The organism is Halopseudomonas oceani (assembly GCF_963677335.1).
Classification (GTDB): Bacteria; Pseudomonadota; Gammaproteobacteria; order Pseudomonadales; family Pseudomonadaceae; genus Halopseudomonas; species Halopseudomonas oceani.
The window spans coordinates 1,160,061-1,186,980 of record NZ_OY781932.1 but is presented as its reverse complement, the minus strand read 5'-3'; the positions used below and the strand labels follow the sequence as shown (position 1 = coordinate 1,186,980).

Here is a 26,920-nt window from a genome sequence, read left to right as displayed (position 1 = left end):
GAAAGCCGTCAGTCGACCGGATTTAACCCGCAGCTGTCAACCACGCCGGTTACGGCGAACCAGATAATCCCGCGCCAGAAACAGAAAATGGGCACTGCCAATCAGCGGCAGCACCACCAGCATCAGATTCGCGGCTGGCGAGAGACTCCACTGAGTGTAAAACGTCAGCAGGCTCGCTACCCCGAGCAGCAACATGATCACGATAGCGCGTGGTGACGCTACCTCACGCGCCGGCAACGCAACCTTGGACACCAACTGGATCAACGCCCAGAGGCCGCACAGCCCGCCGAGCAACAACACGGTCAGTAGCCAGGCAAATGGCGTGTCCGCCTCGTCCGCAAAGGCCATCGGCAGCATCAACACACCCAACCCGATTAGCACTACCAGACTGCCGAAACACACCACCGCCTCCAGCAGATAGCCCCTGCCGCTGGAGCGCAGCAGACGGCGAAAAGCGCTCTCTCTCATCCCCCAAAGACCTCCGCCAGCGCGAGTAGTGTCATGGCCATCAGCACCAGCGCACCCACACTAAAGGCGCGCCGACGGGTCGGCACATGGTTGCTGCCGGTATGGACCCTTGCATGTATCACCCGACTGGCAACGAATAGCCAGGCCAGCAGTTGCGCCAGCACACCCGCAGCGCCCACACTCCAGAGCAACAGTACCAGCACGTAGAACAGCACTGGTAGTTCAAACTGGTTGCGGATGCAGTTGTTGATCTGCTGCACGGGCTCAGGCCAGGCATCATCGTAGAGAGCACGACGCGCCTCATCGACCTCGCCGGCCGCCTGCGCGCGATTCTTGGCCCGGGCAAGGGTGATGTAGAGCCAGAATGTCAGGGCAATCTGCGCCAGTACGGGAAGGAAAACCAGTTTTTCAGGCATAAGGCCGCTCTGCTCGTTGTTGTGCTCAGCGCTGCGGAGCACGGTAACGCTGTCGCGCCTGCCTGTCGACCCGCGCCACCGACGCCATATCGCAGGCACCGAACGCCTGCACATTCTTGCGGCCATCAGCCAGGGTAAGATGGTTCGGCCCGCTGACCTCCGTGGGGTCGCGTACACCGTCATCCTCCCAGAAACACACCGCGCAGATTTCGTAGCCACCCTCACTGCTGAGGCTGAAATAACCGCAGCAGGGGCAGGCAAACATCGGTTCAACCTCGTCGTCGATCCGCTCGATCACCAGTCCTCTTTCGGTCAACGCCTGAAGTAGATAATCGTTGGTCACTCCATACAGGTCTTCGACCAGGCTGGCCTGCACCAGCGGATCAAGCTGGCTGTCATTCGGGTCGGCGGGCTCGACACCGCGGCAGACCAGAGTACGCAGCGCATCAGGCAGCGCCGCGACCTGTGGATCAGCTTCAGAGAACCCGCAGAAGAACCAGAAGGCAACGACCTCGGCGCGCTCAGACGCTTCCATCTCCGCCATCATCAACCTGGCCAACTGCTGTTTTGCCTGCGCCCGCTGCATTCGCCGTCTCCCTGAGAAACATTTTCTCCAGCTCAAAGCGTAGCAGGCTGACGCGGTGGAGATAGTTCACGGGCCATGTCGGTCGCGGCAAACAACTTATGGCGCCCCACCATAGAGTGTGTCGACCCCATGACGCAGCTCCATCCCCTGCCGCACACCCCGCGGCAACCCTCGAACCACCAGGGCGTAGGAGCGATCAATCATTCGTTGCAGCTCCCCTACCGGCACGCTGCCGTCGTTACGCACGGTATTCCAGTGCCGTTTGTTCATGTGATAACCGGGGCTGACTGCAGCAAACAAGTCACGCAGACCGACAGCCTCTTCCGGGTCGCATTTAAGGTTGATGCACTCACACCCATCGCGCCGGAATACCAGTGCAAACAACTTGTTCTGAACTTTAAAGACTTGGGCGTCCGGCCCGAACGGATAGTCCTCTAGCGCCTCAGGCTTGCTGTTCAGATAGCGCTGCAGATCCATCTGCACCTCTCAGTTGACCAATTTGGGAATATGCAGGGTGAAGCAGGTACCCCGCGATGAGGAAACAAAGTCGATCTCGCCGCCCATCTGCTGTATCAGGCCACGGGCAATGGCCAATCCCAGGCCGGTACCGCCGGTCTTGCGTCGACTGGAACCATCCGCTTGCGTAAAGCGCTCGAACACCCGGGGCTGAAACTCTGGCGCAATCCCCTCGCCCTGATCAGCAACAGCCACACACCATGAACCGCCGCCATCCTCGGCATAAACGGAGATGCTGACCGTCGCACCAACCGGGGAGAACTTCACGGCATTGGACAACAGATTATCCAGCACCTGACGGAAACGGGTGGCATCAACCCTGACCCAGGCCTCAGGATGAGGATTGTCATAGACCCAGCTGATCTGCTGGCGGGAGGCAAAACCGTGGTTTTCCTCCATAGCCGCCTGTAGCAGGCTGTCGAGCCGATGGGGTTGCATGTCGAGCATGAGCTGCCCCGCCGCCAGTTTGTCGATATCCAGCAGATCATTAATCAGTCGCAGCAAGTGTTCGGCATTGCGCCGCGCCACACTGACCATGCCGTGTGCCTTGTCCGGCAACACCCCCGTCGCACCGCCGTCGAGCAGCCCAAGGGTACCTAGAATACTGGTCAGCGGCGTGCGCAATTCATGATTGATGGTAGAGATGAAGTCTGTTTTCAGCCGTTCATTCTCGGCCCACATCGCCTCGCGCTCGAGTTGCTGCCTGATCCCGTTGCAGCGCACATAGGCGATAAGCAAAAGGACCAACACCAGCACGGCGTAGAGCGCAAGGCGCAGGGTGCTCGCTTCCCGCACGGGCTTGCGGTTCTGCACCACCAGTCGCCAGATTACCCCCGGCAGATGGATTCGCATCATATGCCGGGGCTGATCGTCGTCTATCAACTCACCGCCCCAGATGGCAATCGGTTCGCCGCCAACCTGTTCGCGCTGCAGCTGGATACGCAAATCCTGCCAACGCTGTTCGGTATCCAGCATCCCCAGCACCCTGTCGGCACTCATGACTGTACTGACCAGTCCCCAGTACTCACCATCCATGATCACAGGCGCCCGGTAGATCAAGGCAGTGCTACCCTGTATCAGTTGCAGCGGGCCCGCGAGCATAGGTTCCCGGGTTTCCATCATATGCTTGACTGCTGCCCACTGCTGCGGCGATTCACGGTAGTCCAGCCCGAGCGCGGCTTCGTTGCCCTCAAGTGGGTAAATCAGCTCGATTCGATTGTTCGGCGCAATACCAATGTTTCGGATGTCGGTAGCGTCGGCGAGCATACTGGCCATCCAGCGCTCAAGGGCTTCCGGCTGGCGCAGCCCCTGCTGGCTTTTAAGGAAGGAAACCAGGCCTCGTGTCAGATAAATACCATCGCGCAAACGGGTTTCCAGTGCGCTGCGTACATCCGATGAGCGGATAATGAGGTCGTTCTCGATTTCCTCACGTTCCAGTGAGCGCAACTGCCAGGCCATGATTTCGACAATCAGCGCGCCCAGCACGGCCAACAGCAGCAGGCCGGCCGCCAGGCGCCGAAACGGCTGACCTACCGTAACCCCTAACGGCCATCTCATCGCGCCGCCTCAGGCAGGACGTACCCCCACTCGCGCGGTGTTAAAACAGATGCAATAGAGTCGGTAAACGACATCGGACGGTTTCCAGCGGTATCAGCATGGCCCTACTGTAAACCGAAACAGTCCAGCTGTGCTCAGTGCAGCCTCAGGTCGCGCCGGAAACGCGCAGGCGTCGTCGCCGTCCAGCGTCGAAAAGCCCGATTGAAGGCACTTTGCTCGGAAAAGCCCAGCAGCAACGCCACTTCGCCCAGTTGCAGCGCCGGATCGGCCAGATACTGCTCAGCCAGCTGCAACCGGGTTCGCTCAAGTAGGCCTCGCCAGCTTAGCTGGCGCTGCGCCAGCCGTCGTTGCACGGATCGCACCGACAAATGCAGGTCCAGCGCCACCTGCTTCAGCGCCACCTCCCCTTCCGGCAAACGGCGCACCAGCGCGTGCTGCAACGCTCGATCAAAGCTATCGGCAGCCGGCTGAGCCAACATCAGGGCACGCGCCTGCTGATCCAGCTGTTCACGTCCCGCCGGATCGCTGTGGGGTAAAGGTCGCCCCAACCAGGCAACCGGCAACGCAACCTCGGTCGCATCGGCAGCAAACCGAACGCGGCAGCCAAAAAAGGCATCATAGGCAGCACAGGCCGCCTCATCCGGAGCAGCGAAAACAAAGCTCACCTGCGCCATTGCCGACACGTCCGGCAGCAAGCGCCGCAGAAAACTGACCAGCGCGGCAATAGCTACCGTATCAGCCAGCGCCCCAGTGGTCGCCTCGGCGCTCCAGTACATGACGACCAGCTCACCTTGCCGCCGCACTCGGACCAGTTGCTGACCATAAAACAGCTGCTCATAGCGCTGATAGACCTGCATGGCCTCACCCAGTGTTCGGCTGGCCAGAGTCAAATAGCCAAGCACACCAACATGACGCGGACGCACCTGGGCACCAATTTCCAGCGCCGGTACAGGTTCCCCCGTCGGCAGTTCAACGGCCTGCGCCAGCAGCGACTGCCAGAATGCCAGCGGTACCGCTTCGTCTTGACGCCGGCTATCGAGCAGTAGTCGCAACGCCGGTGCCGCCAACTGGTGCACGTCGAGCCAGTCGGTCAGTTGCTGAACCCAGGCACCGGTAACCCGCATTGGTGTTGCCATGCCCTCTCCTGATTGGCGTATTTGGTCAAAAATGCGGCATAAATGGTCAATATGCAAGACTGCTGGAGCCGCATCATGCGAGTCATTACAACAAGGAGCGCACGATGGAACACCTGACCGACGCCTTCAGCCAGGTACTTGCAGAAAGCGGCCTGAGCAGCCTATGGCATAGCCTGCCTGCTTGGCTGGCGCTGGATGAGCGACAGCTGATCTTTGTCCTGGCCACTCCCGTATTCATCGGCCTTTTCGCCTGGGAATACCTGAAGATCCGCCATGATCACGCACTGGTCGATGCAGGTGAATCCGTGCGCAATTTCATGCTGGGTGCGGGCTACCAGACCACCGAGCTGCTGTTTGCCGGACTTATCGCCTTCCCGGTCCACGCGCTGGCGTATCAGCATCGGCTGTTCGATATTCCACTGACGCTCACCAGCGCTCTGGCACTCTGGGTGCTCACCGATCTGTGCTTCTACTGGATGCACCGCAGCTCACATCGGGTGCGTTGGTTCTGGGCTGCGCATGTCACCCACCATTCCAGCGAGCGAATGAACTTCTCCACCGCCATGCGCCAGAACGCGACCAACATCTTCAACGGCGGCTGGCTGTTCTATGTGCCGCTATCGCTGCTGGGCTTCAACCCGGTGTGGATCGGCGTCTGCTACGCGCTGTCACTGGTGTATCAGTTTTTCATCCACACCACCCTGGTGGGCAAGCTGCACCCGGCTATCGAGTATGTGTTCAACACGCCCAACCATCACCGTGTTCATCACGCCCGCAACCCCGGCTACATCGACACCAACTTTGGCGGCGTCTTCATCGTGTTTGACCGCCTGTTCGGAACCTTTGCCAGCGAGCGCGCCGATCAGCCAATCGAGTACGGCATCACCCGACAGATTCACAGCAAGAGCCTCTTGGTGAACTGGCTGCACGAATACATAGACATCGCTCGCGACATGCGCAAACCGGGGCCACTTGGCCTGCGCCTCCAACATCTGTGGCGACCACCGGAATGGGAACGCCCTGCCCGCAGCGAGTGACCGCAGACGCGGTATACTCCGCGACCATGAAACTCGACCGTTTTATCAGCAACAACACCCCGCACAGTCGGCAGGCCGCTCGCCTGCTGATTGCCAGCGGCCGGGTAACGGTTGCCGATGAGCGCGTCTGCGACCCGCGCTTTGAGGTCGACCAATTCGTTGCCATCCATCTGGATAACACACTGCTGCAATACCGGCCGGCGCTGTTCTTCATGCTGCACAAACCGGTTGGTTACCTGAGTGCCACTCGCGACCCGCAACACCCAACCGTACTGGAGCTGTTTCCTGCAGAGCTGCGCGAGGAGCTGCATATCGGTGGCCGCCTGGACCGCGGCTCCAGCGGGCTGCTGATTCTGACCAACGACGGCAGTTGGTCGAGGCGGCTGACCGAGCCTAGGGTCAAGCTGCCCAAGACCTATCGCGTCACGACACTGCGGCCTATCAGCAGCGACACCGCCGAGCGTTTTGCTGCGGGGATCTACATGACCACCGAGCAGCTAACAACCTCACCGGCGCAACTGGAGCAGCTCGGTGCGTGCGAATGCCGACTGACCATCTACGAAGGCCGCTATCACCAGATCAAGCGGATGTTTCATGCCGTTGGCAATCAGGTGGATACCCTGCACCGCGAAAGCATGGGTGCGATTCAACTAGACCCCGCGCTGCGGCCAGGGCAATACAGGGTCCTGACCGCAGCAGAAATTGCCTCGGTCGATCAACCGGCCGCCGGTTCCAGATCCTCATAGCAGTCCGGCACAAAACGCGGTGTGCACAGTGCCAAAAACACCAGCGCCTGCTCACCGACACAGCGGATACGCTGCGGGCAGCCAGCCGGAATGATCACCACATCACCGACACCCACCAGCCGCGCCGGCTGCTCTGCCAGCTCGAGCAGCCCCTCACCCGCCTCGATCAGATAACGTTCGGTCACCCCGTGCAACCGATGCCAACGAGTCTGCCCGCCCAGCGGCAGGCGCGCGCGAGCTACCGACAACAGCGGATCATCCGCCGCATTGGACAGTTCATGGATATAACACCCTTCGTCGAAGTAATACTCGGCTGCGGGGTCGTAACAACGAATTAATGGCTGCATCAGCCCTCCAATGGATAACGCGCCAGCACCGAGTAACGCGAGCCACCGGGGCCAGGATCACTGGCAAACAGGCAAAGCTCTGTCACCCGCCAGGGCGCCGACATCAGTCCCCGGTGCCGCTGCAGGAATCCTTGCAAAGGACCGCAGCCCGGGCCGCAGCGTGCCAGCGTGACATGCGGTACAAAGCGCTGTGGATCGGCGGCGCACCAGGGCGCGATCAGCTCGTCGACCTGCTCACGCAGCGCCTGCAGCGGCGCTGGCGCAACCACGCCGGCCCAGAGAATGTTAGGGCGCTGGGGCGAGCCGAAATAACCGACGCCGCGCAGCTGCAGTTCAAACAATGGAGCCCGCAGGGCCGTCAGCGCCAGCGACAGCTCGGCAGCCTGGACTTCACTCAGTTGCCCGATAAAGCGCATGGTCAAATGCAGCTGCGCCCGACATTGCCAGCGCAGGCCAGCAATCGGCTCACTCAGTGACAGCAGTTGTTGGCACTGCGATTCAGGCACTTCCAGGCCAAGAAAAAGACGCGGCATTCAGCCCTCCGGAAATTGAGTGCCCCAGTCTAGCCGTCACACAACCAGGCAGCACGACAGAAAATAATTGACTATATCAACCAACTCCAACATAGTTGACACAGTCAACATTATTGAAACCCAGCAAATGCAACGACCATCGCTCAGCCACGCCCTGCAACAAGTAGCCCACGCCTATCGCAGCCACATGGTGCAAACCATCCGTGACGCCGACCTGCCATTGCCCGGAACCCACGTTCGTGCCCTCAAGGCTGTCTGCTACATGGAAGGCTGTACCGCCCAGCGCATCGCTCAGCGCATGCGCCGGGACAAGGCACAGATCACCCGGGTACTCAACGACCTGCTTGAGGCCGGACTGATCAACAAAGCAAGCAACCCGGCAGACAAGCGCAGCCAACTGCTGCACCCAACGCCAGCAGGCGAGGCAATGATGCAGCGCATTCAGCAATTGGAAGAGCAGACGCTGGGACGCATGACCCGTGACCTGACCCAACAAGAGGTCGAGCACTTTATCCGTATCGCCTGGCATATGACCCAAAATCTGGAAGGCAACCTGCCACCAGACAGCTGATTGGAGAATTATCCATGGCCAAACCCACACCACGGACCTTGCAAGTCCTCCGCAAGCAGCCAGTGACGCGCAACATGCTGCGCGTCACCCTTGGCGGCGACGGCATGCTGACCTTCCCTGACGATCAGGCCGGCGCCTATATCAAACTCATGTTCCCCGGCACCGACGGCTCCTCCAGACTGATGCGCACCTACACCGTGCGCGCCCAACGACCGGGCGAAATTGATGTCGACTTTGTCCGCCACGCCGACGGCGGTCCGGCCTCACGCTGGGCAGAGCAATGCAGTCCCGGCGATACCATTCTGATTGGCGGGCCTGGGCCACGTAAGCCGCTGCTGCAAGACGCCGACGGATTTGTTGTAGTCGGTGACATGACGGCCCTGCCGGCTATCAGTGTCAATCTGGAATCCCTGCCGGACAGCGCCTGCGGAGTCGCCGTACTGGAGGTGATCGATTCGGCGGATATTCAGCCATTGAACGCGCCAACCGGTATCGAGCTGATCTGGCGGGTCAACCCCAAGCCCGGCAGCAACCCTGCGGCGCTGGTGGAGCGTCTGCGCCAGATAGACTGGCCGGCAGGTCGTGTAAACGTATGGGCCGCGTGCGAATTCGCCAGTATGCGCGCGCTGCGCCAGTTCCTGCGCGAGGAGCGCCAAATCGCCCGCGGCGACCTGTACATCTCAAGTTACTGGAAGCTCGGCGCCAACGAAGACCAGCACAAGCAGGAAAAGCGCGTCGACGCAGAACAGGACGATCAGCGCTCGACGTGACGCGCCAGCCGGTGCAGCAACGACTTGCGCACCGAGGGCCACTCGCTGTCGAGAATCGAGAACACCACGGTATCGCGCCGCGCGCCATCCGGTTCAAGTCGATGGTTGCGCAGCACACCGTCCTGCTTGGCACCCAGCCGGGCAATTGCCGCGCGCGACTGATGGTTATGCCAATGGGTACGAAACTCCACTGCGACGCAGCCCAACACCTCAAACGCCTGTTGCAGCAATGCCAGCTTGCACTGGGTGTTAAGGGCAGTGCGCTGACAGCGCGAGGCATACCAGGTGTAACCAATCTCCAGACGTCGATTCGCCGCATCGGCGTGACAATATCGGGTCGTGCCGACGACCTGGCCACTGGCGCGCTCGACGACCACAAAAGGCAGCGCACGACCGAGCTGCTGTTCTCGCAGCGCTTCGGCCACATAGCTCGCTACCGAATCGGCATCCGGCACCTGGGTGTACCACAGCTCCCACAGGCGGCCATCGCTGGCAGCTGACACCAACGCGTCCGCATCGTCCGCGTGCAGCGGACGCAGCAGCGCCAGCTCGGTTTCCAGGGCTACCGCTTGCAACCAGTCAGTCATCAACGCGCTCCTCGGCCGCCACGCTGCGCCAGGGTTTCAACACAGTGATCGATAAACGCCCGCACCGGCGGCAGCATGCCGCGCGGCGTAGTGAAAACCATATGAATCTGGCCTTCCAGTGCATGCCATTGGGGCAGAATGTGAACCAGCCGACCGGCACGAATCTCTGGCTCGCAAATATGTTCAGGCAACAACACCACGCCCTGCCCGGCGACCGCCGCCTCGCATATCAGCTGCAGATCACCACAACTGAAATGCGGAGCATGATGAAGATCGCAGGTCTCCCCTGCGTCATTAGCAAACTCCCAGCGATCCCGTTCCAGCATCTCGCCAACCGATAAGGTTGGGAAGCGGCTGAGATCCTCCAGCTGCGCTGGCGCGCCCCCCATTCGCTGCAATAGCGTTGGGCTGGCAGCCAGAATACGTGCGCCCACCCCAAGCGAACGCATTGCCAATGACTGATCAGTGTCGAAACGGGTTGCAACCCGGAAAGCGACATCAATGCGCTCGTTGATCAGGTCCACCCGCTGGCTGGACAACCGCACCTGCAAGCGCACTTCCGGATAGCGGGTCATGAAGTCGACCAGCGTGTCCCGTCCCAAGTACTCCAGCATGCCGGAGGACATGCTTACTCGAACCGTGCCGGACACCTCATCACGCGCTGTCATCGCCAGCGCCTCAGTCGCCTCCAGCCGCTGCAGTATTACTTCACACTCGCGATACAGCTCGCGCCCAAGATCGGTCACCCGAAAGCTTCGGGTAGAGCGCTCGATCAGCCGGGCTCCAAAGTGCGTCTCCAGTCGGGCAACGCGTTTACTGAGTTTGGACTTGCGCTCGCCAGTCGCACGCTCAGCGGCAGCAAAACCGCCAAACCGGACGACGCGGGCAAAGCACAACAGATCGTTCATATCCTGCATTGCACCCGCCAATAGCTTCCAAATTAGAAACAGTAAATCACGTATTCACGCACTACCGGAAAAGGCATCGACGCTCAGATAGGCATCAGTACCTCCAGCAGTCCATCGAGTAATCAGACGAAACGGCCCTAAAACTGGATCCCAGCAGTCGGATATCGACACCAACACCAATGGTTGTTTCCAAATTAGAAACTCTGTGTCATCAAAATCCTAGCTACTGCGACAGTTTGTCGCTCCCATATAGTGAGTTCAATGGCCTTGAGTACTAAGGAAAGCGTCAATCCCACGGATCTCAAAGATCAACGCCAGGGAAACAGTTTCAAAACATTTCCCGAGTATACGTTGTAATCAGGGCCACGCTCACCATCAGGAGACGCCATCATGAAAAATCTTTCTGCATTGATCGTTGCTTCATTCCTTGCCTCCAGCCCGGCAGTCCAGGCAGACGACAGCCGTCACCGCCAGCTCAATGCGAGCGATCGCACTACCAGCCAGAGCACCAGCGACTATTTTCAGGATCTGATTGCCGCCCAGGCCCAAGCCAACCTGGACAGCGACGATCCGCAGCAAGCTTGAACAGCATAAAGCACAGCCTGTCGGCGGACAGGCTGTGAAGATCAACCGGCCAACCCAGCCTGATCCAGGCGCCAACGCAGCGTATCAACCCGGTCCTGGCCAAAGAACGGCTCATCACGGAAAACAAACGTAGGCACGCCCCAATGGCCAGCCTTCTCCAACGCTCGCTGATTGGCTTCGATTTCAGTGAGTTGACTTCCCTCGGCGATTGCCGCTTCCAGCTCACCCAGATTCAAACCGGCCCGCGCCACCGCATCTGACAACAATGAACCCTGATCCCAGCCTGCAACACCACCCCAGATCAGACGCGCCACCTCGGCGGCGAATTCACACCCGAGCCCACGTCGCTGCGCCTCAACGCCCAACGCACTGAGCCGGTATATGTAGGGTTGATCCTGGGCCACCTGCAGGGTTTGACGATCTTGTACCACCGGGTCTGGCGATGGCCAGCCATGAGGCAGGCCCAAAAACTCAGCGCGACGCGCCCAGTCAAGCACGATATAACGCGCACGCTTGGCGCTATGCTCGGCAAACAGAATATCCGGGCTGCGCAGCGCGATGGGCAGCACGACTCTCAGGTTGACCTTGATACGGTAGTCACGTTGCAGCGCAAGCATGTCCGGGGTGGACAGGTACGAATAGGGGCTTCTGAAAGACCAGTACACATCAACCGCTTCCATTTGCGACTCCTGCTTATTGTTATTTTGCGGGTCGACCTGCTCAAGCAAGCAGGCGCAGCGATAGCATCAGGCCGACTGTAGCAGGCACCAGTACCAGCAACAGCACAGCCTGAGGATGCCGAGTGTGCCAAAGAGCTTTCCAGACCGCCCAGGGGGAGCAGGGGGAAGCTCCTTTCAGCCGCGGAAACAACACACTCTCCACCCCCGCGCGATCAAAAACGGCGTGCCCAGGCTGACCAAGAAATACCACCAGCTCAGGCGTTACCAGATGGCTGCGACTGTAGTGCACCTGATCCAGGGCAACGCGACATTGCCGCCCTTGCGCCTCAAGGAACAGCCATTCATCTGACACCCCTACGCGTTGCTGTGCCGCGGCCAACAGATCACGCATCATCAGCCATAATGACAATACCGCATACAGGGCCAGCACCAGCATTTGAAAGCGCAGCTGCCAGGGACCGTCGAGCAGCAGCACCCGCAGCAGCGCATAAGCCAGCGCAGCCACAACCAGCAGTATCAGCGGCACCTGCCATCGCAGGCGACGTTTGAGCCTGTTCTCCAACCAGTGAACCTGGCCACTCGGTATCGGTGCCGGTTCAGCTGCCACCAGCGGCGCGAGCGCGCGCCCGGACCAACCAGCAAACTGCGCACGCGTCTGCTCGCGTTCGAGCAGCCAGGCGGCGGCAAACCCGGCGAACAGCGACAAAACCATACCCGCGAGAAACAACCGGCCAAGCCATAGGTAACGAGTACGTTGATGCTGTGCCTGCAGCTCCAGCGACGTCAGGCTGGCGCTGCCCGTTTCGGCTAGCAGCGCCCCATGCACATCCATGCGGGACAGGTGTTGGCTCTGTGCATCAACAACCCATAGCAGATCGTTCCAAAGCTCGAACACCAGCGGGTCAACCAGCAGATCAGCAGCGACGCTGTCTACTACCTCACCTGCAGCGCTGAAACGATAAATCCGGCCATCGCGCATGCGATCATCCGCCAGATTGACCAACCAACCATCACCCTCAGCGGCAAACTGATGCGGCCACCGTAACGCTCCCTGGGGGCGCAGACTGACCTCCCGAATGACCTGACCGAAGGCCCTGCCATCACTTTCCAGCAACAGCAGCCGCCGGTTATTGGTATCGGCAACCCATAGACCCTCTTCGCTCAGGCGAATCTGATTGGGAAAGCGCAACATCCCATCGCCAATGCGCTCAGGCTGGTCGGCACCAGCGGCAAGACGGTAGATGTAAAACCCGGGGGTATCGGCGACAAACAGCGTATCGTCAGCTGCCAGCGCCAGGTGAAAGGCACTATCCAGTGCGGGCAACCCGCGACCAAAGGGTTCACATGCTAGGGCCGGCAACTCACAGCGATAGAACCCTTCTCCTACCCTCGGTGCACGTTCACTCTGTTTCCGCAACCGCAGGTAGCGGGCCAACCAATAGCTCAACCGGGCGCGCTCGGGGCGGTGATAAAGCAGCAGATCACCATTGGCAAAAAAGGCGTGATCGCCTGTCGGGACCAGGCCGGCATCAGCCAGATCAAGGTGCCGCTGCTCTCGCCCTGCAGCGTCCAACCAGATCAACTGCCGACCGAAGCGGACCGTCATCATTTCGCCCTGCGGCCGCAGAGAACCGTAACCGGGCACGTCCAGTCTGAGCTGATTCGCCCAGAGGTAGCCCAGCAGACACAACGCTGTGCACAGCACAACCACGCTTGCGGCAATCCATGACTTCCTGTCCATTTAGCATCTCGGTTTCACGCGCTCAGCCGCCAGCATCCCTCAAGCCGAATGCGAACGCAAACCTCGGGCTTTGCCGCAGGCGAAGGCTCGGCTAGAGTGGCCGGTGCTGGCACCAAGACCGGCCCCTATCCAGGAGAACAATCAGTGAACAGAATCATTGCGCTACTCGCCCTGCTGGTCAGCACCACTTGTCTGGCCAATGACAGCCAGCCGCTGCCTTCCTGGCAAGACACTGCGGCACGTCAGCAGATTATCGCCTTCGTCAGCGACGTAACCGATCCCGACTCAGCCCATCACATCCCGGCAAGTGAGCGTATCGCGGTATTCGACAACGACGGCACCCTGTGGGCAGAGCAACCGCTCTATAGTCAGTTGTTTTTTGTCGCAGACCGCATTCGCGCGCTCGCGCCCGAACACCCGGACTGGCAAACCGAAGAGCCCTTTGCGTCCATGCTCAAAGGCGACATCGCCGGCGCTTTCGGGTCCAGCCACGACGCCGCCGTTAAACTGGTCAGGGCCAGCCAGGCCGGACTCGATACCGACACCTTCGATCAGGTCGTACGTGACTGGATGCTGAACGCACATCATCCGGCCACCGGTAAGCCGTACAACCAGATGGTCTACCAGCCGATGCTGGAACTGTTGAGCTATCTGCAGAACAACGGCTTCAAGAACTTTATTGTTTCCGGCGGCGGTATCGACTTCATGCGCCCCTGGACCGAGTCTGTGTACGGCATTGCGCCAGAGCGCGTCATCGGCAGCCGCGTAGCCAAGCGCTTTGAACTGGTCGACGGCGTCGCCCGCGTGGTGCACGACGGCACGCTGGAATTCAACGACGACAAGGAGGGCAAACCGATTGGAATCAGCCAGCATATCGGCCGTCGCCCGATTGCTGCCTTCGGCAACTCCGATGGCGACCTGCAGATGCTGCAGTGGACCACCGCAGGTAGCGGCCCGCGTCTTGGCGTGATCGTCCACCACACCGACGCCGAGCGCGAGTGGGCGTACGATCGCGACTCGAGCATTGGCAAGCTGAGCGAAGCACTGGACCAGGCTCCGCAACGCGGCTGGATCGTGGTCGACATGAAGCAGGACTGGAAGCAGGTATTTCCGGATTGAGCAGCCCCGAAGCGCGACCATAAAAAAACCCGGCGCAAGCCGGGTTTTTTATTGCAGCGAGCAACGAAGGTCGATCAGACCCCGCTGGTCTCGGCAGCTTCAACGTCCTTCATGGACAGCTTGATACGGCCGCGGTTGTCCACGTCCAGTACCAGCACCTTCACTTCCTGACCTTCCTGCAGTACGTCGGTCACTTTCTCGATGCGCTCATTGGCGATCTGGGAAATGTGAACCAGCCCGTCCTTACCCGGCAGGATGTTGACGAAGGCACCGAAGTCGACAATACGCTCAACCTTACCGGTGTAGATCTTGCCGATCTCGGCCTCGGCAGTGATGGCGTCAACACGCGCCTTGGCAGCGTTGGCGGCGTCCTTGCTGGCGGCGAAGATCTTGACCATGCCGTCGTCGGTGATGTCAATGGAGGCGCCGGTCTCGTCGCAGATGCCACGAATAGTTGCGCCGCCCTTGCCGATCACGTCGCGGATCTTCTCGGGGTCGATCTTCATGCTGAGCATGGTCGGTGCGTTGGAAGAGATTTCCTTGCGCGACTCGGGCAGCACGTCGTTCATCTGCTTGAGGATGTGCAGGCGGGCTTCGTGCGCCTGCTGCAGCGCGATTTCCATGATCTCTTCGGTGATACCGTTGATCTTGATGTCCATCTGCAGCGCAGTAACACCCTTCTCGGTACCGGCAACCTTGAAGTCCATGTCGCCCAGGTGGTCTTCGTCACCCAGGATGTCGGTCAGAACAGCGAACTTTTCGCCTTCCTTGACCAGCCCCATGGCAATACCGGCAACCGGCGCTTTCAGCGGTACGCCAGCGTCCATCAGTGCCAGAGAGGCACCACAAACAGAGGCCATGGAGCTGGAACCGTTGGACTCGGTGATCTCGGAAACCACACGGATGGAGTACGGGAACTGCTCCATGTCAGGCATGACCGCCTGAACGCCACGACGGGCCAGGCGACCGTGACCGATTTCACGACGGCCAGTGCCGCCCATACGACCGCACTCACCTACCGAGTAGGGAGGGAAGTTGTAGTGGAACATGAAGGGCTCTTTGCGCTCGCCTTCCAGCATGTCGAGCAGCTGGGAGTCACGGGCAGTACCCAGGGTGGTCACAACCAGGGCCTGAGTTTCACCACGGGTGAACAGCGCGGAACCGTGAGTACGATCCAGAACGCCAACCTCGATGTTCAGCGGACGAACAGTTTTGGTGTCGCGGCCGTCGATACGCGGGTTGCCGTTAACGATGCTCTCGCGAACAGTGCGGTACTCGATCTCGCCGAATACGTCCTTGATTTCACCGGCAGCGAACTTGCCTTCCTCTTCACCAGCCAGTGCAGCAATAGCCTGGTCACGCAGCTCACCGAGACGAGTGTAGCGCTCCTGCTTGTTGACGATGGTGTAGGCGTCGGCAATACCGGCACCGAATTGACCCTTGATGGCGTTAACCAGCGCAGTGTTTTCTGCCGGAGCCTGCCAGTCCCAAGCCGGCTTGCCAGCTTCAGCTGCGAACTCTTTGATAGCGGCAATGGCGCCCTGGAATTCCATGTGGGCGAACAGTACCGCGCCCAGCATCTGGTCTTCAGTCAGCTCTTGCGCTTCGGATTCAACCATCAGTACCGCTTCTTCGGTACCGGCGACGACCATGTCCAGACGCGAGGTTGCCAGCTCTTCGTAAGTCGGGTTCAGCACGTAGCCGCGCTGATCGTCAAACGCAACACGGGCAGCGCCAATCGGGCCACTGAACGGAACGCCGGAAATCGCCAGAGCGGCGGAGGTACCGATCATCGCAGCGATGTCCGGATCGGTCGTTTTGTCGGTAGAAACGACGGTGCAGACAACCTGCACTTCGTTCATGAAGCCTTCGGCGAACAGCGGACGGATCGGACGGTCGATCAGGCGGGAGGTCAGGGTTTCCTTCTCGGAAGGACGGCCTTCACGCTTGAAGAAACCGCCGGGGATACGGCCGGCGGCATAAGTCTTTTCGATGTAATGAACAGACAAAGGGAAGAAGTCGCGGCCCGCTTCGGGCTGCTTGGCGGCCACAACGGTGACCAGAACGCTGACGGCGTTATCGATACTGACCAGAACGGCACCGGAAGCCTGGCGAGCAACGCGGCCTGTTTCCATGGTGACTGTGCTATTGCCTAACTTGAATTGCTTGATTACCGGTTTCACGGTGTCTTCTCTCTCTTCTTTTTGCCTTTGGGGGAAACTCTGGGCATGGCCGGGGATCGGACCCGGCCATGTCCAAACGGGGCTGGTCTTAGCGACGCAGACCCAGACTGCTGATCAGAGCGCTGTAACGAGACAGGTCTTTCGACTTCAGGTAGTCCAGCAGCTTGCGACGCTGGTTAACCATGCGAATCAGACCACGGCGCGAGTGGTGATCCTTTTTGTTTTCCTTGAAGTGGCCTTGCAGCTTGTTGATGTTTGCAGTCAACAGAGCGACTTGGACTTCGGGAGAACCGGTATCACCTTCAGCACGCTTGTACTCGGCAACGATTGCAGCTTTTTCTTCAACACTCAGTGACATCTCAAATTTCCTCTGAGGTAACAGGCCGGGACCAGTGTCCCGTGTTTTAAATCGAGGAATGACCATGCCTGTTGACAGCCACCCTCGTGGCGACCCGCTATCGGGTCAACTCCATGCCGAATCATACTCCCGAATGCCCGGGGATTCAGCCCAATTCTATGCGACTACTTGCCCGCGCAGACCGCAGGGTCTCAGGGCTCGAAGCGCAGTAAGCGCTTGGGCGCTACACGCGCATCGTCAGTCATTTCGCCGATGCCGAGGAAACGGCCACTGGCATCGCGCAGCCGTACTTTCCCAAACGCCGGACTGCCGGGCACGCGTACCGCCTGACCGTGGTTCAGGTAGTAGGCCGTCTGCTCGGTGAGATCCAAAATCGGCCAGTCTTCTAGACCGCTGTCCATCGGCAGCAGCAGATGATCCAGCGCCTCCGGGCCGCCCTCGGCATGCAGTGCCTCAAGCGCTTCGAGCGTGACCGACTGGGTCAGGTCAAATGGCCCTGCCTTGATCCGACGCAGCGCCGCGACATGCGCGCCGCAACCGAGCGCCGCGCCAATGTCTTCAACCAGACTGCGAATGTAGGTCCCCTTGCTGCAGTGTACTTCCAGCTGCAGACGGTCCCCTTCCAGACCAAGTACCTTCAGCTCGCTGATGGTAATGGTGCGGGCCTTACGCTCAATGGTTTCACCGGCGCGGGCCAGTTTGTACAGCGGCTGACCTTCATGCTTGAGCGCCGAGTACATTGGCGGCACCTGGTCAATCTCACCAGTAAAGCGCGGCAGCAGGGCTTCAACATCAGCCAGTGCAACATTGACCGGCTTCATCTCCAGCACGTCACCTTCAGCGTCACCGGTAGCAGTGGTCATGCCCAAACGCGCCTCGGTGACATACGCCTTGTCAGCGTCCAGCAGATACTGGGAAAATTTGGTTGCCTCACCCAGGCACAGAGGCAGCACGCCAGTAGCCAACGGATCAAGGCTGCCGGTATGGCCACCCTTGTTGGCGTTGAACAGCCAGCGCACCTTCTGCAGGGCCGCGTTTGAGCTCATGCCCAGCGGCTTGTCGAAAATCAGGATGCCGTCGATGGAACGACGCTTGCTCTTCGCTCCCGCCACGCCTTACTCCTTGTCGCTCTCGTCGTGCTGACGATCCTCGGCAACCGCACGCTCGATCAGCGAAGACAGGTGCACGCCACGGCGAATGCTCTCGTCATACTGGAAATGCAGGCTAGGAATGGTGCGCAGCTTCATCGCGCGCCCAAGCAGCATGCGCAGATAGCCAGCGGCGTCCTTGAGGATCTCAAGGTTCAGGGCGATTTCCTCGGCGCTGTCGCGGTTCATCAGGGTGACGAACACCTTGGCGTGGGACATGTCACGACTGACCTCAACTGCGGTCACGGTGACCATACCTAGACGGGGATCACGCACCTCGCGCTGAATCAGTTGCGCCAACTCACGCTGCATCTGATCCGCCACACGCTGGGTACGACTGTATTCTCTTGCCATATTAACCATCTCAAGCGACAAACTCCGGGCTGCCAGGCAGACCGGAGTTTGTCGCGAATGTCAGGCGGCGAGCCGGAAGCCCGCCGCTGTGCTGTTACAGACTGCGCTGTACCTGAACACGCTCGAAGACCTCGATACGGTCACCGGGACGAACGTCGTTGTAGTTCTTGACGCCGATACCGCACTCCATGCCGTTACGTACTTCGGCAACGTCATCCTTGAAGCGACGCAGGGACTCCAGCTCACCTTCGTAGATAACAACGTCTTCGCGCAGAACGCGAATCGGACGATTGCGGTGCACGGTGCCTTCGATAACCATACAGCCGGCCACCGCGCCAAACTTCGGCGAACGGAACACATCACGCACTTCAGCGACACCCAGAATCTGCTCGCGCACATCGCTGCCGAGCATACCGGACAGCGCCTTTTTGACGTCGTCGATGATTTCGTAGATGACGCTGTAGTAGCGCAGGTCCAGACCTTCGGTCTCGATAATCTTGCGAGCAGCCGCATCAGCACGAACGTTAAAGCCGAAGATCACCGCGTTGGAAGCCAACGCAAGGTTCGCGTCGGTCTCGGTGATACCACCAACGCCGCCGGAAACGATCTTGACCTGCACTTCGTCGTTGCCCAGGTCGACCAGCGACCCCTGCAAGGCTTCCAGCGAGCCACGAACGTCCGCCTTGAGCACGACGTTGAGGGTCTTCTTCTCGTCCTGGCCCATGCTTTCGAACATGTTTTCCAGCTTGGCCGAGTGCTGACGTGCCAGTTTGATCTCGCGGAACTTGCCCTGACGGAACAGAGCGACTTCGCGGGCCTTTTTCTCGTCGACAACGACGTTGAGTTCGTCACCGGCATCCGGCGTACCATCAAGACCGAGGATCTCGACCGGAATAGACGGACCGGCTTCCTTGATCGGCTGACCGTTCTCGTCGAGCATTGCCCGCACGCGGCCATAGTTGACGCCAGCCAGTACCACGTCACCCTGACGCAGAGTGCCGTTCTGAACCAACACGGTCGCAACCGGGCCACGGCCCTTGTCGAGGCGGGATTCGACTACTACACCACGGCCTGGAGCGGATGGCTGAGCCTTCAGCTCAAGTACTTCGGCTTGCAGCAGAACCGCTTCAAGCAGCTCTTCGATACCGGTACCGGCCTTGGCGGACACCGGAACGAACATGGTGTCGCCACCCCACTCCTCCGGAATAACCTCGCGGGCGGCCAGGTCGTTCTTGATGCGATCCGGGTCAGCGTCTTCCTTGTCCATCTTGTTGATCGCAACAACGACCGGAACACCAGCAGCCTTGGCGTGCTGAATCGCTTCCTCGGTCTGTGGCATCACGCCGTCGTCAGCTGCCACAACCAGAATCACGATGTCGGTCGCCTTGGCACCGCGGGCACGCATAGCGGTAAACGCCGCGTGACCGGGAGTATCCAGGAAGGTAACCATGCCGCGATCGGTTTCGACGTGGTAGGCGCCGATGTGCTGGGTAATGCCGCCAGCTTCGCCAGACGCAACCTTGGCGCGACGGATATAGTCGAGCAGCGAGGTCTTACCGTGGTCAACGTGGCCCATGACGGTAACAACCGGGGCGCGGCTGACTTCTTCACCTTCGTGAACCATGGACTCAACCAGCTTGTCTTCCAGATCGCTCTCGCGAACCTGCTTGACCTTGTGGCCCATGTCTTCGGCGACGATGGAGGCGGTGTCCTGATCCAGCACCTGGTTGATGGTCACCATGGTGCCGTTCTTGAACATGTACTTGATGACTTCGGCCGCCTTGACCGACATCTTCTGCGCCAGTTCGGCAACAGTGATGGTCTCACCAATTACAACTTCACGAACAACCGGACCGGTGGGTTTTTCAAAGCCATGCTGATTGCGCTTCTTGCCAGCTTTCAGCTTGCCACCGCCACCACGACGACGGGTTTCGGCTTCTTCATCAACCGAAATGCGCGGAGCGTGACGCGCCTTGTCTTTTCCACCATGACCGCCCGCACGCTTGCGACCGCGCTCTTCTTCCTCTTCGCGCGCCTTACGGCGGCTTTCTTCTTTCTTCTTGTGGTGCTCAGCAGCAGCCTGTGCAGCCTCAGTCGGTTGCGGGGCCGGAGCCGCCTCTACCGCAGCCACGGCCGGTTGCGCGACGGTAGCGGCCGCAGCCGCTTCTGCCTGACGCTTGGCCTCTGCCTCGGCTTCAAGACGCGCAGCTTCCTCAGCCTGGCGCTTGGCCTCAGCCTCGGCTGCTTGCTGACGGGCCTCTTCAGCGGCACGCAGCTGCTCCAGCTCGCGCTGGCGCTCGGCTTCCAGATCAGCCGGCTCACGTTTGACGTAAGTGCGCTTCTTACGCACTTCGACGTTAACTGTCTTGCTGCCGGCTACCTTCAGGGTGCTAACCGTTTTGCGCTTGAGGGTAATCTTGCGCGGCTCGGAGCCGGAATCACCATGGGCGCTTTTCAGGAACGCCAGCAGGGTTTGTTTCTCATCATCGCTGACCGCCTGGGCAGGGCCAGTCTGCGAGAGTCCCGCTTCTTGCATCTGTTGCAGCAGGCGCTCTACCGGAGTACCTACCTCATCAGCCAATTGTTTGACCGTCACTTCCGCCATTCACTTCTCTCCTCAGTCGGGTCCGTGCGTCACCGCAGGGGGGATCTCGTCGATTCCGACCGGTTATTCAAACCAGGGGGCGCGGGCTGCCATGATCAAAGCCGCAGCACGCTCTTCATCGATACTGTCGATGTCGAGCAGGTCGTCAACGGACTGCTCGGCCAGATCTTCCATCGTCAGGATGCCATTAGCCGCCAGCTGGAAAGCCAGCGCGCGGTCCATACCATCCATATTCAGCAGGTCGTCAGCCGGCTGCGCTTCTTCAAGCTTCTCCTCGTTGGCGATCGCCTTGGTCAGCAGACGGTCCTTGGCGCGTGCCCGAAGCTCATTAACGATATCTTCATCGAAACCGTCAATTTCGAGCAGCTCTTCCATCGGCACATAGGCCACTTCTTCCAGCGTGGTGAAACCTTCCTCAACCAGCATCTGTGCCACTTCTTCATCGACATCCAGCTCGTCAACGAAGTTACGCAGCACGTCGCCAGTCTCGGCTTCCTGCTTGGCACGGATGTCATCTTCGGTCATTACGTTCAGGGTCCAGCCGGTCAGCTGACTGGCCAGACGAACGTTTTGACCATTACGACCAATGGCCTGGGCCAGGTTGTCTTCTGCAACCGCCAGATCAATGGTCTGGGTATCTTCGTCCAGAATAATGGACGCTACCTCTGCCGGCGCCATCGCGTTGATGACGAACTGGGCCAGATTGTCGTCCCACAGAACGATATCAACGCGCTCGCCACCGAGCTCGCCAGACACCGCCTGGACTCGTGAACCGCGCATACCGATACAGGCACCTTGCGGATCAATGCGCTTGTCCTTGGAACGGACGGCGATCTTGGCGCGCGACCCCGGATCACGGGCAGCCCCCATAACTTCGATCAACTCTTCGGCGATTTCCGGCACCTCGATGCGGAACAGTTCGATGATCATTTCCGGGCAGGCGCGGGACAATACGAGCTGCGGGCCGCGATTCTCGATGCGGATGTCCTTGAGCAGGGCACGGATACGGGTGCCGGTGCGGAAGGTTTCACGCGGGATCATTTCTTCGCGCGGCAGCACGGCCTCAGCGTTGTTACCCAGATCAACGATAACGTTGTCGCGGGTCACTTTCTTGACAGTGCCGCTGATGATCTCGCCCAGACGGTCGCGGTAGGCGTCAACGACCTGCGCGCGCTCTGCTTCACGGACCTTCTGGACAATAACCTGTTTAGCGATCTGCGCGGCAATACGGCCGAACTCGACCGACTCGATTTTCTCTTCGACTTCGTCGCCGATCTTCAGATCCGCATCACGTTCCTGCGCCTGGTCCAGCGTCAGTTGAATAGCCGGATCGTCGAAGTTTTCGTCTGCCACGACCGCCCAACGGCGATAAGTGTCGTAGTCGCCGGTATGACGGTTGATCGACACGCGCACATCCACTTCGTCTTCGTAACGCTTCTTGGTCGCCGTTGCCAGTGCCAGCTCAAGCGCTTCAAAGATTACCCCGGGTGGAACACCCTTTTCGTTGGAAACGGATTCCACAACCAGCAACACTTCTTTGCTCATCGTATGCCTCGCCTAACGCCGTCCATTGGGCTTATGCAGCCCGAAATTTGTTCAATACCGCGGAATGATGTTGCCCTTATCGATCGAATCGATGGGCAGTAGGTATTCGTGCTCGTCCACTTGCAGGATGACTTCATCACCCTCCACTCCGCGAATCACACCCTGAAAATTGCGGCGGCCCTCATAGGGAGTACGCAGCCTGATCTTTGCTTGCTCACCGGCGCAGTCTGCATATTGCTGCAGGGTAAACAGCGGGCGATCCATGCCCGGAGAAGAAACCTCCAGGGTATAGTCACCGGAAATCGGGTCCTCGACATCCAGCACAGCGCTGGCCTGGCGGCTGACGGCGGCACAAGCGTCCACGCTAACGCCGTCCGGATGGTCGATATATACGCGCAGCAGGGTGTGCTTCCCCTGGGACAGATATTCAATACCCCAGCAGGTATACCCCAATGCCTCGACGACCGGGACCAGCAGGGTCTCCAACTCAGTCACTTTGCCGGACACGCTCACCGCCTATATTTGCCGCATGAATAAAAAATGGGCCTTAAGCCCATCGTGAGTCTGGCCGCTTCGCGCAGGCGAAGCCCAGAGACCGTTAACATCGCAGCCTGCACAAAAATAAAACTGCGATAGAAACCTAACAAAAAGCCCCTTAAAAGGGGCCTTTGATACTGGTTGCGGGGGCAGGATTTGAACCTACGACCTTCGGGTTATGAGCCCGACGAGCTACCAGACTGCTCCACCCCGCGTCGAATCTAGGGCGTGAATTATACGTCTGCCGAGCCAACAAGACAACCGGCACACCCATTCACCCCTGAAAAAGAAACAGGGGCCTGAGCATTCAGACCCCTGTAGATGGTGCGGAAGATGGGACTCGAACCCATACACCCTAAGGCACTACCCCCTCAAGATAGCGTGTCTACCAATTCCACCACTTCCGCAAAACTTTTACTGCCAGCACCGACGCTTATTCGGCTGCCGGCGGAACCTCTTCGCCGACCGTATCCGGCACATCCAGCGGAGCAACATCCTGCTCCAGAACCGGAACATCTTCATCGATCAGGGCCGGAGCCTGCTGTTCGACCTGCAACGCCGGAGCCGGCAAACCAGCCTCGACAGCAGCATCAGCTTTATGGCTGGCGTAATACGCCAGGCCCAGCGAGGTCAGAAAAAACACCGTTGCAAGAACCGCGGTTACGCGACTCAAAAACGTACCGGAACCCTGACTGCCGAATACGGTAGCAGAGGCACCGGAGCCAAAGGAGGCGCCAGCTTCTGCACCCTTACCCTGCTGCATGAGTACCAGGCCAACCACGCCAATGGCAACCAGCAGGTGCAGCACTACAATCACGGTCTCAATCATTACACTCGTCCAGCGGCGCGAGCTATCGCACCAAACTCTTCTGCGTTCAGAGAGGCTCCACCAATGAGCCCCCCATCGATATCCGGCATTGCGAACAACGCTTCGGCATTCTCTGCCTTAACACTGCCGCCGTACACGATGCGAACCTCCTGAGCCTGCTCATCATCAAGCATGGCCAGTCGCGCCCGAATCATTGCGTGCACATCCTGAGCCTGCTCAGGCGTTGCCGTCAAGCCCGTGCCGATAGCCCATACAGGCTCATACGCCACTACACCTTCAGCCAAACCACCCACGCCAAAGGCATCCAGAATCACTTGCAACTGCCGACCAACCACATCAGCAGTTCGACCTTCATCACGCTCTGCCTGGCTTTCGCCAACACACAGAACCGGCCGAAGACCACACGCCAAGGCCGCCGCAAACTTACGACGAACGATTTCATCCGTCTCACCAAACAGCGTCCGACGCTCGGAGTGCCCAACCAACACATAGGCACAACCTGCATCACGCAGCTGAGCGGGAGATATCTCACCGGTCAACGCTCCAGGCTCAGCCTGAGTTGCGCAGTTCTGGCCGCCCACCTTTACCGGGCAACCCTGCAACTGATCGACACAGCGATCAACATACAGCGCCGGGGGAGCAATCATCAGCTCAACCCCTTCAGGCCATTCCTGCTCTACCAGAGCTTTCAGCAAGGCATCTACAGACTGCCGTGAACCGTGCATTTTCCAGTTGCCGGCAACTAGCGGACGTCGCATGCCATACCTCTCTACCCAAGCGGGCGCCAATCTTAACCAAGTTGCATCAGCGACACAACCGCCTTTTTCATCCGTTTAATATCTGCGCAACAACATCTGCCAGAGCAGCCGCTTCGCGCTCAACCTGCGCGGCATCCTGCCCCTCAACCATCACCCGCACCAGCGGCTCGGTGCCAGACAAACGCAGCAGCACACGCCCGGCCTCACCGAGGCGCTGCTCTGCCTCAACTACCGCCGCCTTGACAGCAGACTGCTCCAGCGGCGACGTGGCGCCAGGTGCATAGCGCACATTGATCAGTTTCTGGGGGCACTTGTGCATGCTGGCACACGCCTGTGCCAGCGTCCTGCCGGAGCTCTGCAACGCCTTGAGCACCTGCAGTGCGGCTATGATGCCGTCACCAGTGGAGGTATGGTGCAGACAGACAATGTGCCCGGACGACTCACCACCAACAATCCAGTCACGCTCGCGCAGCTGAGCCATAACATAACGGTCACCGACATTCGCCCGAACGAACGGAATATCTCGCTCGCGCAGCGCCAGCTCAAGCCCGAGATTGGTCATCAGCGTTCCCGCCACGCCTCCCCTCAGCAAGCCACGCTCATGGAGATCCAGGGCAATGATGTACAGCAGCTCATCACCATCCACCTCGTTGCCAGCATGATCCACCATCAGTACTCGATCGCCATCGCCATCAAAGGCGATGCCCAGATCAGCCTCGTGCTCAACCACAGCCTGACTCAGGGCCGCCATATGCGTCGAGCCGACACCTTCATTGATATTCAGACCATCCGGGCTAGCACCGATCACCTTGACCTCAGCGCCCAGCTCGCGAAAGACGCTCGGTGCCACCTTGTAGGTCGCGCCGTGAGCACAGTCCAGAACCAGTTTGAAGCCCTTAAAGCTGGTACTGGTAGGCACACTGCTTTTGCAGAACTCGATGTATCGCCCGGAGGCATCCTCGACCCGCGAGACCTTGCCGAGCTGCGCCGAGTCGACAACCGTCATCGGCTCGTCCACCAGACGCTCGATCTCTAACTCCAGGCTATCGGGCAGCTTGCTGCCAACCGCCGAGAAGAACTTGATGCCATTGTCATAGAAAGGATTGTGCGAGGCACTGATAACGATGCCTACATCAGCCATGAAGGTACGCGTCAGATAGGCGATTGCCGGCGTCGGCATCGGTCCGAGCAATTGCACATGAGCACCTGCGGCCGAAAGCCCCGCTTCCAGTGCTGACTCGAACATGTAACCCGAAATGCGCGTGTCCTTACCGATAATGACCCGGCACCCACCATGGTGACGAAACGCTGTACCAACCGCCCATCCAAGCTTGAGCATGAACTCCGGCGTAATCGGCGAGCTGCCAACCCGACCGCGGATACCATCAGTGCCAAAGTAGCGTTTTTCCATGAACAGACTCTACTGCTTGAGATTTTTAGGATCGGCGGGCGCGGTTGACCACTTCCACCATGCGAACCACATCCGCGGTCTCGGCAACATCATGCACGCGCAATATAGCGGCACCCGCTTCTGTCGCCAGGGCAGCCAATGCGAGGCTGCCATACAAACGCTGATCCACCGGACGATCCAGCGCCTGCCCAATCATGCTTTTGCGCGATACGCCAACCAGCACGGGCAACCCCGACGGCCGCAAATCACGCAAGTGCGCGAACAACTGGAGGTTATGTTCCAGCGTTTTGCCGAAGCCAAACCCGGGATCAAGAATCAGCCGTTCCCGAGCAATTCCAGCCTCTTCGCACGCTTCAACCCTTGACTGCAGATAGGCATTCACCTCATCCAGCACACTGGCATAGCGTGGAGCCAACTGCATCATGTCTGGCTCGCCCTGGCGATGCATCAGGCACACCGGCAGACCGGTCGCCCGCGCTGCCTCAAGCGCACCTGGGCGCTCAAGTGCCCGCACGTCATTGATCATCCCGGCGCCAGCCGCCGCAGACGCAGTCATCACCTCAGGTGTGCTGGTATCAACCGAAATGACAACATCAAAGCGCGCAGCAATGGCCTCGACCACCGGCACCACGCGCTGCAACTCTTCCGCAACGGAAACCGGCTCAGCACCCGGGCGCGTCGACTCACCACCAACATCAATCAAGGCAGCGCCAGCCGCAATCATATGCTCTACATGCTGCAAGGCAGCATCAAGGCGATTGAAGCGACCACCATCAGAAAAGGAGTCAGGCGTAACATTGAGGATACCCATAATTCGGGTATGAGAAAGATCAAGCTCCCGAATGCCGCAAGGCAAACGGGAGCTTATGCTGTCAGAGAACATTCGAGC

The 26,920-nt window shown here is 59.5% G+C and carries 29 protein-coding genes and 2 tRNA genes; 6 read left to right on the top strand and 25 right to left on the bottom strand.

All coding sequences use genetic code 11. The features are described 5' to 3' along the window. Positions 1-36: 36 nt before the first annotated feature. The 6 genes from ACKPCU_RS05570 to ACKPCU_RS05545 all read right to left on the bottom strand — a co-directional run bounded on the left by ACKPCU_RS05570 (position 37) and on the right by ACKPCU_RS05545 (position 4,679). Entirely contained in the window at positions 37-468 is a 432-nt protein-coding gene (locus ACKPCU_RS05570) for a hypothetical protein (protein ID WP_321350542.1), read from the bottom strand. Next, on the bottom strand, positions 465-884 hold the full coding sequence (locus ACKPCU_RS05565; RefSeq protein ID WP_321350541.1) for an MAPEG family protein: 420 nt from the start codon (positions 882-884) through the stop codon (positions 465-467). The genes ACKPCU_RS05570 and ACKPCU_RS05565 overlap by 4 nt, the downstream gene beginning before the upstream one ends. A gap of 25 nt (positions 885-909) precedes the next feature. Further along, the gene (locus ACKPCU_RS05560) at positions 910-1,470 is read right to left on the bottom strand and encodes a CPCC family cysteine-rich protein (RefSeq protein WP_321350540.1); all 561 of its coding nucleotides are present in this window, start codon (positions 1,468-1,470) and stop codon (positions 910-912) included. Positions 1,471-1,566: 96 nt separating this feature from the next. Next, the gene (locus ACKPCU_RS05555; protein WP_321350538.1) at positions 1,567-1,947 is read right to left on the bottom strand and encodes an MmcQ/YjbR family DNA-binding protein; all 381 of its coding nucleotides are present in this window, start codon (positions 1,945-1,947) and stop codon (positions 1,567-1,569) included. A gap of 9 nt (positions 1,948-1,956) precedes the next feature. Further along, positions 1,957-3,543: a sensor histidine kinase gene (locus ACKPCU_RS05550; protein ID WP_321350536.1), complete on the bottom strand. Its 1,587-nt coding sequence runs from the start codon at positions 3,541-3,543 to the stop codon at positions 1,957-1,959. Positions 3,544-3,677: 134 nt separating this feature from the next. After that, the gene (locus ACKPCU_RS05545) at positions 3,678-4,679 is read right to left on the bottom strand and encodes a helix-turn-helix domain-containing protein (RefSeq protein WP_321350534.1); all 1,002 of its coding nucleotides are present in this window, start codon (positions 4,677-4,679) and stop codon (positions 3,678-3,680) included. 104 nt (positions 4,680-4,783) lie between these two features. On the opposite strand from ACKPCU_RS05545, the gene ACKPCU_RS05540 reads away from it, so the two are divergent. Next, on the top strand, positions 4,784-5,716 hold the full coding sequence (locus ACKPCU_RS05540; protein ID WP_321350532.1) for a sterol desaturase family protein: 933 nt from the start codon (positions 4,784-4,786) through the stop codon (positions 5,714-5,716). 26 nt (positions 5,717-5,742) lie between these two features. Then, positions 5,743-6,462: a pseudouridine synthase gene (locus tag ACKPCU_RS05535; protein ID WP_321350530.1), complete on the top strand. Its 720-nt coding sequence runs from the start codon at positions 5,743-5,745 to the stop codon at positions 6,460-6,462. On the opposite strand, the gene ACKPCU_RS05530 is transcribed toward ACKPCU_RS05535, so the two are convergent. Both ACKPCU_RS05530 and thpR read right to left on the bottom strand, forming a co-directional pair. After that, positions 6,432-6,809 carry a cupin domain-containing protein gene (locus ACKPCU_RS05530; protein WP_321350528.1) on the bottom strand — a complete coding sequence of 126 codons (378 nt, stop codon included), beginning with the start codon at positions 6,807-6,809 and terminating at the stop codon, positions 6,432-6,434. The genes ACKPCU_RS05535 and ACKPCU_RS05530 overlap by 31 nt on opposite strands. After that, positions 6,809-7,342, bottom strand: a complete 534-nt coding sequence (thpR, locus tag ACKPCU_RS05525; RefSeq protein ID WP_321350525.1) for an RNA 2',3'-cyclic phosphodiesterase — start codon at positions 7,340-7,342, stop codon at positions 6,809-6,811. The genes ACKPCU_RS05530 and thpR overlap by 1 nt, the downstream gene beginning before the upstream one ends. A 127-nt stretch (positions 7,343-7,469) precedes the next feature. Here thpR and ACKPCU_RS05520 point away from each other — a divergent pair, with 127 nt between their 5' ends. Together ACKPCU_RS05520 and ACKPCU_RS05515 are read left to right on the top strand one after the other, a co-directional pair. Continuing rightward, entirely contained in the window at positions 7,470-7,913 is a 444-nt protein-coding gene (locus tag ACKPCU_RS05520) for a MarR family winged helix-turn-helix transcriptional regulator (protein ID WP_321350523.1), read from the top strand. A gap of 14 nt (positions 7,914-7,927) precedes the next feature. After that, on the top strand, positions 7,928-8,683 hold the full coding sequence (locus tag ACKPCU_RS05515; RefSeq protein ID WP_321350520.1) for a siderophore-interacting protein: 756 nt from the start codon (positions 7,928-7,930) through the stop codon (positions 8,681-8,683). Here the strand turns inward: ACKPCU_RS05515 and ACKPCU_RS05510 are convergent. Both ACKPCU_RS05510 and ACKPCU_RS05505 read right to left on the bottom strand, forming a co-directional pair. Then, positions 8,668-9,270 (bottom strand): GNAT family N-acetyltransferase, encoded by a 603-nt coding sequence (locus ACKPCU_RS05510; protein ID WP_321350519.1) that lies wholly within the window; start codon positions 9,268-9,270, stop codon positions 8,668-8,670. The genes ACKPCU_RS05515 and ACKPCU_RS05510 overlap by 16 nt on opposite strands. Further along, positions 9,270-10,178 (bottom strand): LysR family transcriptional regulator, encoded by a 909-nt coding sequence (locus ACKPCU_RS05505; RefSeq protein WP_211287177.1) that lies wholly within the window; start codon positions 10,176-10,178, stop codon positions 9,270-9,272. Before ACKPCU_RS05505 ends, ACKPCU_RS05510 begins: the two co-directional genes overlap by 1 nt. Positions 10,179-10,568: 390 nt before the next feature. Here ACKPCU_RS05505 and ACKPCU_RS05500 point away from each other — a divergent pair, with 390 nt between their 5' ends. Next, positions 10,569-10,763, top strand: a complete 195-nt coding sequence (locus ACKPCU_RS05500) for a hypothetical protein (protein ID WP_104739316.1) — start codon at positions 10,569-10,571, stop codon at positions 10,761-10,763. Positions 10,764-10,804: 41 nt separating this feature from the next. Here ACKPCU_RS05500 and ACKPCU_RS05495 read toward each other — a convergent pair whose 3' ends face one another. Together ACKPCU_RS05495 and ACKPCU_RS05490 are read right to left on the bottom strand one after the other, a co-directional pair. Beyond that, positions 10,805-11,443, bottom strand: coding sequence for a 2-hydroxychromene-2-carboxylate isomerase (locus ACKPCU_RS05495; protein WP_321350516.1), 639 nt, complete (start codon positions 11,441-11,443; stop codon positions 10,805-10,807). Positions 11,444-11,483: 40 nt separating this feature from the next. Then, complete coding sequence (locus ACKPCU_RS05490) at positions 11,484-13,184, bottom strand: NHL repeat-containing protein (protein WP_321350514.1); 1,701 nt, start codon at positions 13,182-13,184, stop codon at positions 11,484-11,486. Between the two features lie 144 nt (positions 13,185-13,328). Between ACKPCU_RS05490 and ACKPCU_RS05485 the strand changes: the two genes are divergently transcribed. Further along, positions 13,329-14,303 carry an HAD family hydrolase gene (locus tag ACKPCU_RS05485; RefSeq protein ID WP_321350512.1) on the top strand — a complete coding sequence of 325 codons (975 nt, stop codon included), beginning with the start codon at positions 13,329-13,331 and terminating at the stop codon, positions 14,301-14,303. 74 nt (positions 14,304-14,377) lie between these two features. Here the strand turns inward: ACKPCU_RS05485 and pnp are convergent, their stop codons facing one another. The 13 genes from pnp to folP all read right to left on the bottom strand — a co-directional run bounded on the left by pnp (position 14,378) and on the right by folP (position 26,914). Then, positions 14,378-16,486 carry a polyribonucleotide nucleotidyltransferase gene (gene pnp / locus ACKPCU_RS05480; RefSeq protein WP_321350510.1) on the bottom strand — a complete coding sequence of 703 codons (2,109 nt, stop codon included), beginning with the start codon at positions 16,484-16,486 and terminating at the stop codon, positions 14,378-14,380. Positions 16,487-16,574: 88 nt separating this feature from the next. Beyond that, positions 16,575-16,844, bottom strand: coding sequence for a 30S ribosomal protein S15 (gene rpsO / locus ACKPCU_RS05475; RefSeq protein ID WP_088276391.1), 270 nt, complete (start codon positions 16,842-16,844; stop codon positions 16,575-16,577). A gap of 191 nt (positions 16,845-17,035) precedes the next feature. Continuing rightward, the gene (truB, locus tag ACKPCU_RS05470) at positions 17,036-17,956 is read right to left on the bottom strand and encodes a tRNA pseudouridine(55) synthase TruB (RefSeq protein ID WP_321350505.1); all 921 of its coding nucleotides are present in this window, start codon (positions 17,954-17,956) and stop codon (positions 17,036-17,038) included. A 3-nt stretch (positions 17,957-17,959) separates the two neighbouring features. Continuing rightward, positions 17,960-18,346 (bottom strand): 30S ribosome-binding factor RbfA, encoded by a 387-nt coding sequence (rbfA, locus tag ACKPCU_RS05465; protein ID WP_104739310.1) that lies wholly within the window; start codon positions 18,344-18,346, stop codon positions 17,960-17,962. 94 nt (positions 18,347-18,440) lie between these two features. Continuing rightward, entirely contained in the window at positions 18,441-20,951 is a 2,511-nt protein-coding gene (gene infB, locus ACKPCU_RS05460) for a translation initiation factor IF-2 (RefSeq protein WP_104739309.1), read from the bottom strand. A 63-nt stretch (positions 20,952-21,014) separates the two neighbouring features. After that, on the bottom strand, positions 21,015-22,496 hold the full coding sequence (gene nusA, locus ACKPCU_RS05455) for a transcription termination factor NusA (RefSeq protein WP_321350502.1): 1,482 nt from the start codon (positions 22,494-22,496) through the stop codon (positions 21,015-21,017). A 51-nt stretch (positions 22,497-22,547) separates the two neighbouring features. Next, positions 22,548-23,003 (bottom strand): ribosome maturation factor RimP, encoded by a 456-nt coding sequence (gene rimP, locus ACKPCU_RS05450; RefSeq protein WP_321350500.1) that lies wholly within the window; start codon positions 23,001-23,003, stop codon positions 22,548-22,550. A 168-nt stretch (positions 23,004-23,171) separates the two neighbouring features. Further along, positions 23,172-23,248 (bottom strand) — tRNA-Met (locus ACKPCU_RS05445). Between the two features lie 107 nt (positions 23,249-23,355). Continuing rightward, positions 23,356-23,440, bottom strand: a tRNA-Leu gene (locus tag ACKPCU_RS05440). Positions 23,441-23,466: 26 nt separating this feature from the next. Beyond that, positions 23,467-23,862, bottom strand: a complete 396-nt coding sequence (gene secG / locus ACKPCU_RS05435; RefSeq protein WP_321350499.1) for a preprotein translocase subunit SecG — start codon at positions 23,860-23,862, stop codon at positions 23,467-23,469. Continuing rightward, positions 23,862-24,620, bottom strand: coding sequence for a triose-phosphate isomerase (gene tpiA, locus ACKPCU_RS05430; protein WP_104739306.1), 759 nt, complete (start codon positions 24,618-24,620; stop codon positions 23,862-23,864). The genes secG and tpiA overlap by 1 nt, the downstream gene beginning before the upstream one ends. Positions 24,621-24,687: 67 nt before the next feature. After that, positions 24,688-26,031 (bottom strand): phosphoglucosamine mutase, encoded by a 1,344-nt coding sequence (glmM, locus tag ACKPCU_RS05425; RefSeq protein ID WP_104739305.1) that lies wholly within the window; start codon positions 26,029-26,031, stop codon positions 24,688-24,690. A gap of 25 nt (positions 26,032-26,056) precedes the next feature. Then, a complete protein-coding gene (gene folP, locus ACKPCU_RS05420; protein ID WP_104739304.1) occupies positions 26,057-26,914 on the bottom strand; it encodes a dihydropteroate synthase in 858 nt (285 codons plus the stop codon). Between the last annotated feature and the right edge of the window lie 6 nt (positions 26,915-26,920).

Excerpts from the sequence above, each read along its gene's own strand:
- ACKPCU_RS05570 (WP_321350542.1), bottom strand. The coding sequence starts at position 468 with ATGAGAGAGAGCGCTTTTCGCCGTCTGCTGCGCTCCAGCGGCAGGGGC.
- ACKPCU_RS05565 (WP_321350541.1), bottom strand. The coding sequence starts at position 884 with ATGCCTGAAAAACTGGTTTTCCTTCCCGTACTGGCGCAGATTGCCCTG.
- ACKPCU_RS05560 (WP_321350540.1), bottom strand. The coding sequence starts at position 1,470 with ATGCAGCGGGCGCAGGCAAAACAGCAGTTGGCCAGGTTGATGATGGCG.
- ACKPCU_RS05555 (WP_321350538.1), bottom strand. The coding sequence starts at position 1,947 with ATGGATCTGCAGCGCTATCTGAACAGCAAGCCTGAGGCGCTAGAGGAC.
- ACKPCU_RS05550 (WP_321350536.1), bottom strand. The coding sequence starts at position 3,543 with ATGAGATGGCCGTTAGGGGTTACGGTAGGTCAGCCGTTTCGGCGCCTG.
- ACKPCU_RS05545 (WP_321350534.1), bottom strand. The coding sequence starts at position 4,679 with ATGGCAACACCAATGCGGGTTACCGGTGCCTGGGTTCAGCAACTGACC.
- ACKPCU_RS05540 (WP_321350532.1), top strand. The coding sequence starts at position 4,784 with ATGGAACACCTGACCGACGCCTTCAGCCAGGTACTTGCAGAAAGCGGC.
- ACKPCU_RS05535 (WP_321350530.1), top strand. The coding sequence starts at position 5,743 with ATGAAACTCGACCGTTTTATCAGCAACAACACCCCGCACAGTCGGCAG.
- ACKPCU_RS05530 (WP_321350528.1), bottom strand. The coding sequence starts at position 6,809 with ATGCAGCCATTAATTCGTTGTTACGACCCCGCAGCCGAGTATTACTTC.
- thpR (WP_321350525.1), bottom strand. The coding sequence starts at position 7,342 with ATGCCGCGTCTTTTTCTTGGCCTGGAAGTGCCTGAATCGCAGTGCCAA.
- ACKPCU_RS05520 (WP_321350523.1), top strand. The coding sequence starts at position 7,470 with ATGCAACGACCATCGCTCAGCCACGCCCTGCAACAAGTAGCCCACGCC.
- ACKPCU_RS05515 (WP_321350520.1), top strand. The coding sequence starts at position 7,928 with ATGGCCAAACCCACACCACGGACCTTGCAAGTCCTCCGCAAGCAGCCA.
- ACKPCU_RS05510 (WP_321350519.1), bottom strand. The coding sequence starts at position 9,270 with ATGACTGACTGGTTGCAAGCGGTAGCCCTGGAAACCGAGCTGGCGCTG.
- ACKPCU_RS05505 (WP_211287177.1), bottom strand. The coding sequence starts at position 10,178 with ATGAACGATCTGTTGTGCTTTGCCCGCGTCGTCCGGTTTGGCGGTTTT.
- ACKPCU_RS05500 (WP_104739316.1), top strand. The coding sequence starts at position 10,569 with ATGAAAAATCTTTCTGCATTGATCGTTGCTTCATTCCTTGCCTCCAGC.
- ACKPCU_RS05495 (WP_321350516.1), bottom strand. The coding sequence starts at position 11,443 with ATGGAAGCGGTTGATGTGTACTGGTCTTTCAGAAGCCCCTATTCGTAC.
- ACKPCU_RS05490 (WP_321350514.1), bottom strand. The coding sequence starts at position 13,184 with ATGGACAGGAAGTCATGGATTGCCGCAAGCGTGGTTGTGCTGTGCACA.
- rpsO (WP_088276391.1), bottom strand. The coding sequence starts at position 16,844 with ATGTCACTGAGTGTTGAAGAAAAAGCTGCAATCGTTGCCGAGTACAAG.
- rbfA (WP_104739310.1), bottom strand. The coding sequence starts at position 18,346 with ATGGCAAGAGAATACAGTCGTACCCAGCGTGTGGCGGATCAGATGCAG.
- infB (WP_104739309.1), bottom strand. The coding sequence starts at position 20,951 with ATGGCGGAAGTGACGGTCAAACAATTGGCTGATGAGGTAGGTACTCCG.
- nusA (WP_321350502.1), bottom strand. The coding sequence starts at position 22,496 with ATGAGCAAAGAAGTGTTGCTGGTTGTGGAATCCGTTTCCAACGAAAAG.
- secG (WP_321350499.1), bottom strand. The coding sequence starts at position 23,862 with ATGATTGAGACCGTGATTGTAGTGCTGCACCTGCTGGTTGCCATTGGC.
- tpiA (WP_104739306.1), bottom strand. The coding sequence starts at position 24,620 with ATGCGACGTCCGCTAGTTGCCGGCAACTGGAAAATGCACGGTTCACGG.
- glmM (WP_104739305.1), bottom strand. The coding sequence starts at position 26,031 with ATGGAAAAACGCTACTTTGGCACTGATGGTATCCGCGGTCGGGTTGGC.
- folP (WP_104739304.1), bottom strand. The coding sequence starts at position 26,914 with ATGTTCTCTGACAGCATAAGCTCCCGTTTGCCTTGCGGCATTCGGGAG.